Below are 5084 nucleotides of genomic sequence, written 5' to 3' on the forward strand. Positions count from 1 at the left end.
AATTTTGTGCCTTTTTGTGTGATTTTGTGGCTAAATCCAAAAGGAGAATAAAATGATTTTACCAAAACTGCGTGAATTGAAAGAAGCGATCGGTTCTTTATTTTCAAAGCCGGTTACGAGTAAATACCCATTTACAAAAGAACCGTATGCCCCGATAAAAGAGTTCAAAGGAAAACCTAAATACGATGAGGATAAATGCGTTGGCTGTGGAACCTGTGCAAAAGTTTGCCCTGCGGAAGCAATTGATGTAGTAGATTCTAAAGAAGATAAAACCAGAACTCTGACGATAAATTATTCCCATTGCATTTATTGTGGGCAATGCGTAGAACATTGCATAACAGGTGATGGAATAAAGCAGTCTAACGAATATGTTACGGCTGTATTTTCTTCAGATAAAAGTGCAGATACAATGACAATCAAAAAAGATGTCCTTGTTTGTCAAAATTGCGGTGAAATTATCGCTCCTGTTGATCATTTGGATTGGATTATCGAAAGACTCGGAGCAAAAGCTTATGCAAATCCAAATCTGCTTGCCAGAATCCAGCAGAAAAATTACAAATTGCCCGAATCAAAAATCAAAGATAAATTGCGTAGGGAAGATTATTACAAATTACTATGTCCGAAATGTAGGCAACGCGTCGTAATTGAAGATGTTTTCTGATAATATAAAAAATCTCATAAAAAAAGTACAAAATAGGAAAACTTTATTTGTAGGATTAGGAAACAAACGACGTCGTGATGATGCTGTTGGTCTTTATATTGTCGAAAATCTACAAAAATTTTCCATAAAAAATTTTAATTTTCTAATTGCAAATACTACTCCCGAAAATTATCTTTCAACTATGACTCAACTACAGCCCGAGTTTATCATTTTTATAGATGCTGTAAAAAATAAAGAGAAGGTCGGAACAATTTCTCTTCTTTCAGAAAATGATATTAGCACCTTTGCCACCTCAACTCACACAAGTTCGATTTTGCTAATAATCGAATACCTTCAAAAATCTTTTGATGTGAATATCAAAGTTATCGGCGTGAGTGTGAAAGATACGAAACTCGGTGATGGAATTTCCGGTGACATTTTGGAATCTGCTGATGAATTCGTAAAATTATTTAATTGAAACTATAAAAAAGATTAACCACCCTGTAAAATAAAAAAGGAAAAATCATTCCACAGAAGGTAGTCAAAGAATACCGCAGGCACCGAGAGATATTTTGATTTGAATTCCATTGGAAAGAGAAAAATACTTTTCTTTTTTTAAATTCAATCTTGGGGAATACGATAATTTAAAAACTTTTACCCTTTTTCATTGACAATAATTGGTCAAAAATATGTTTTTAACAAAAATCCAAATAAATTTTCAGGAGGAAAAGTGACTAAGAAACAAACTGTAATTCGTGCAAATGTCTTGTACGATGGCAAAACCAAATATGAAAACAAAACGGTTATTGTCGAAGGCGATAAAATCGTGGATGTTGTATCCAAGAAGATCAAAGCGGATTATGAAGGTTATGTAACTCCAGCCTTTATTGACGGTCATTCACACATCGGTTTGATTCGGGAAGGAGAACCCGGAGATGAAGCGGAAGGAAACGATATAATTGATCAAATAACTCCAAATAACGATCCGCTGAATAGTATTTATTTTGATGACAGAGCAATGCTCGATGCGGTTGATTTTGGCGTTCTTTATACTTGCAGTGTACCGGGAAGCGGAAACCTGATCGGTGGAAGAGCAAAAGTTATTAGGATTTTTGCAAAGAATCGCAATGAAGCTTTAATAAAAGATTATGGTTTCAAGATGGCTCTCGGTTTTAATCCACGTTCCACTACGATGTGGAAAGGAAAACGACCCAACACAAGAATGGGAATCTACTCTCTTCTCGAGGATAAATTAGACAACCTACTTATCAAAAAGAAAAAGACTGAACTGAAAAGGCAAAAACAGTTGATTGAACTGAAGAAAAAGCAAAATAATAAGGACAAGAAACTTTCTAAAAAGGATTTTGAAATAGAGAAAGAAATCATAAATCAGGAATATGAACTGGCATTCAATCCGGAAGAAAATGCTTTGTTTGAACTTCTTTCCGGTAAAAAGGTTGCAAAAGTTCATGTCCACAAAGAAGACGATGTGCTTTATCTCATCCAATTGGTAAAAAAATATGGACTCAAGGTAACTGCTGAACATACCGGTGATGTTTTTCATAAAGAAATTTTTAATGAGCTCGCAAAAAATGATATTCCAATCGTTTATGGACCGCTCGGCTCACTGGCATACAAAGTAGAATTGAAACACGCATTTTACCAGAATACCGAACTCCTAATGAAATCAAAAGCATTTTACGGACTTATGACGGATCATCCTGTAATTCAGACTACTGCTTTGCGTGATAGTCTTAAATTCTTTATGATCTTCGGAATGAAAGAGGAGGAGGCGATCTCGATTATCACATACAAAAATGCAAAAATTCTTGGAATTGAAGACGAGTATGGAACGATTGAAAAAGGCAAAAAAGCCAGTTTGCTCGTTTGGGATAAAAATCCCCTTTATCTTGCTTCTTTCCCGCGATTTGTTATGGGTGAAGGTAAAGTTCTAAGAAAATAATCAGACAATATAAAAAATATTAATTTGTCAAGGAACATCCCCCTACAAAACTTGGCGCAAATTGATTCGTGCCGATTCTAAATAGTGTCTGTCCGTAAACTAGTATATCAAGTAAAATATATTCTTCATCCTTTTTACAACTCATCCCCTAACCCCTTCTCTTTAAAGAGAAGGGGAACTTTTATCTCCCTCTCTCCGCCAGCTGGCGGAAGGGTCGGGGTGAGGTCGAAAATAGTACTTTACGGACAAGCTCTAAATAGTGTCCATCCGTAAAGTAGTATTTTTAAGCACCTTGCGGATGGTTACTTTTCAATGGGATTTGTTATCCGCAACCTCCGCAAAGGTGGTCGTTTACAATTTCAACCATTGCGGAGGTTTCCAACCATCCGCAAGGTTTCAGAGTTTACGGATGGGCTCTAAATAGAGTCTCATGGTAAAAAATATAATAATATGAAACATTATTTAAGAAAAAGAATAAAATATTTCTATCCTATTTCGGCGTTGTTGCTTATTCTGGTAAGTTGTTCGATAAATCAATCTGTTGGAAAACAAAAATTTGATGAGTTAACAACTTGGAATAATACTGCGGTTAAAAGTGAAATTGTCCAATTTGTTGAAAATGTATCTAATCCCGGCAATCCAAATTTTGTTCCTCAATCCAAACGCATAGCTGTTTTTGATTTAGATGGAACTTTACTTTGCGAAAGACCCATGTATGTTAGTGCTTTGATGGCGATTGAGCATCTGAAAAAGCAAATCTCACAAGATTCAAATTTAGTTAATATTCAACCATACAAAGCGATAGCAGAAAACAATTTGAAATATCTCTGGCATCATCCGGATGAGCTAATAGGACCGGATCATTTTGGAAAAACCCAGCAAGAATATATCGCATCTGTTGATTTGTTTTTTGAAAAACAAATAAATCCTGATAATGATATCCCCTACAGAAATTTGTTTTACGTCCCGATGATAAATTTGATAAAATATTTACACGCATACGGCTTTCAAGTTTACATTGTATCCGGCTCTACACAAGGATTTATCCGAGCTTTTTGCGAAAAATATCTTTATATTCCCCAAAACTTTATCATTGGTTCTGAGATTAAACTTTCGTTCCAATATTCCGACTCTGCCGTAAAATTTATTCGGGATAACAAATTTGAAAGCATAAATGCAGACACGATTAAAGCATTGAATATTAAAAACAGAATCGGGATAAAACCGATATTTGCCTTTGGAAATTCTAACGGTGATTTACAAATGTTACAACTTTCTTTTAGTAATAATTTACCCAATATACAACTTGTTCTGGATCATGATGATTCCAAACGCGAATATGAATATTCTAAGGAAAAGCTATTAAAAATTTGTAAAAAAAATGGTTGGAAGATCGTTAGTATGAAAAATGATTTTCGGATAATTTTTGCAGGAGAAAAAAGATGAACAAAAATTTGCTTGATTTTAGCCCGGAAGTAAATAAGGCAATTACAACCAATAAACCAATCCTAGCTCTCGAATCTACAATCATCTCTCATGGAATGCCCTATCCGCAAAACTTGGCAGTTGCTAAAAATTTGGAAAACATTGCCCGTCAAAGGGGCGTAATACCAGCAACCATTTGCTTGATGAATGGTAAAATAAAAATTGGTTTGGATGATGGAGACCTCCTACTCCTCGCCAAAGCACCTGATGTAAAAAAAGTTTCCAGATCTGATTTTAGTAATGTGCTTACAAAAGGAGAAATCGGAGCGACAACTGTGGCTGCAACAATGATCGCAGCAAATCTCGCTGGGATAAAAGTTTTTGCCACAGGAGGTATTGGGGGAGTTCACCGAAACGCCGAAAAAACTTTCGATGTTTCCGCAGACTTGATAGAATTTTCACGCACCCCCGTAATTGTCATTTCCGCAGGTGTAAAGGCTATCCTCGATATTCCAAAGACTCTTGAATATCTCGAAACACTTGGTGTTCCTGTTTACGGATATAAAACCAATCACTTTCCGGCATTTTATTCTAAGAGATCACGGCAGAAGGTCAAACGGATTGACTCTGTGGATGAAGTCGTTCAATTTTATAAAAATGAGCGTGAATTGGGTTTCTCAAATGGAATATTACTTGCTAATTCTATACCTGAAGAATATGAAATTCCGTTTGAAGTAATGGATGAATTTATAAAACAAGCACTTGCAGTTGCAGACGAACAAGGCGTCACAGGGAAATCCGTTACTCCATTCCTTCTTTCAAAACTTGTGGAATTATCGGACGGAGAATCCTTGCAGGCAAATATAAAATTAGTTGAAAATAATGTACGTCTGGGGTGCAAAGTTGCGAAAGTTTTTTGAAATATGCTTGCAATAATTTACCTAAATTAAATATTTGGGAAAAAGTAGGGAAATCGTTCTTCATATTTATTTTCAAATCAGATAAAAACTCTCTTTGTGAAAAGCACATCCTTGCAGAATAACGCTTTGGAAAAGC

General features: G+C 35.5%; 5 protein-coding genes. All 5 read left to right on the forward strand.

Going from position 1 to position 5084, the window contains the following annotated elements; translation table 11 throughout:
- Window positions 1-52: 52 nt before the first annotated feature.
- Window positions 53-661 (forward strand): 4Fe-4S binding protein, encoded by a 609-nt coding sequence (locus U9P79_04980; GenBank protein MEA2103981.1) that lies wholly within the window; start codon window positions 53-55, stop codon window positions 659-661.
- A complete protein-coding gene (locus tag U9P79_04985) occupies window positions 651-1118 on the forward strand; it encodes a hydrogenase maturation protease (protein ID MEA2103982.1) in 468 nt (155 codons plus the stop codon). The genes U9P79_04980 and U9P79_04985 overlap by 11 nt, the downstream gene beginning before the upstream one ends.
- Before the next feature lie 252 nt (window positions 1119-1370).
- Window positions 1371-2603: an amidohydrolase family protein gene (locus tag U9P79_04990; GenBank protein MEA2103983.1), complete on the forward strand. Its 1233-nt coding sequence runs from the start codon at window positions 1371-1373 to the stop codon at window positions 2601-2603.
- Window positions 2604-3053: 450 nt separating this feature from the next.
- Window positions 3054-4049 (forward strand): HAD family hydrolase, encoded by a 996-nt coding sequence (locus U9P79_04995; protein MEA2103984.1) that lies wholly within the window; start codon window positions 3054-3056, stop codon window positions 4047-4049.
- Window positions 4046-4948 carry a pseudouridine-5'-phosphate glycosidase gene (locus U9P79_05000; protein ID MEA2103985.1) on the forward strand — a complete coding sequence of 301 codons (903 nt, stop codon included), beginning with the start codon at window positions 4046-4048 and terminating at the stop codon, window positions 4946-4948. Before U9P79_04995 ends, U9P79_05000 begins: the two co-directional genes overlap by 4 nt.
- Window positions 4949-5084: the final 136 nt, after the last annotated feature.

It is taken from the genome of Candidatus Cloacimonadota bacterium, from assembly GCA_034661015.1.
GTDB lineage: Bacteria > Cloacimonadota > Cloacimonadia > JGIOTU-2 > JGIOTU-2 > JAYEKN01.

Excerpts from the sequence above, each read along its gene's own strand:
- U9P79_04980 (MEA2103981.1), top strand. The coding sequence starts at position 53 with ATGATTTTACCAAAACTGCGTGAATTGAAAGAAGCGATCGGTTCTTTA.
- U9P79_04985 (MEA2103982.1), top strand. The coding sequence starts at position 651 with ATGTTTTCTGATAATATAAAAAATCTCATAAAAAAAGTACAAAATAGG.
- U9P79_04995 (MEA2103984.1), top strand. The coding sequence starts at position 3,054 with ATGAAACATTATTTAAGAAAAAGAATAAAATATTTCTATCCTATTTCG.
- U9P79_05000 (MEA2103985.1), top strand. The coding sequence starts at position 4,046 with ATGAACAAAAATTTGCTTGATTTTAGCCCGGAAGTAAATAAGGCAATT.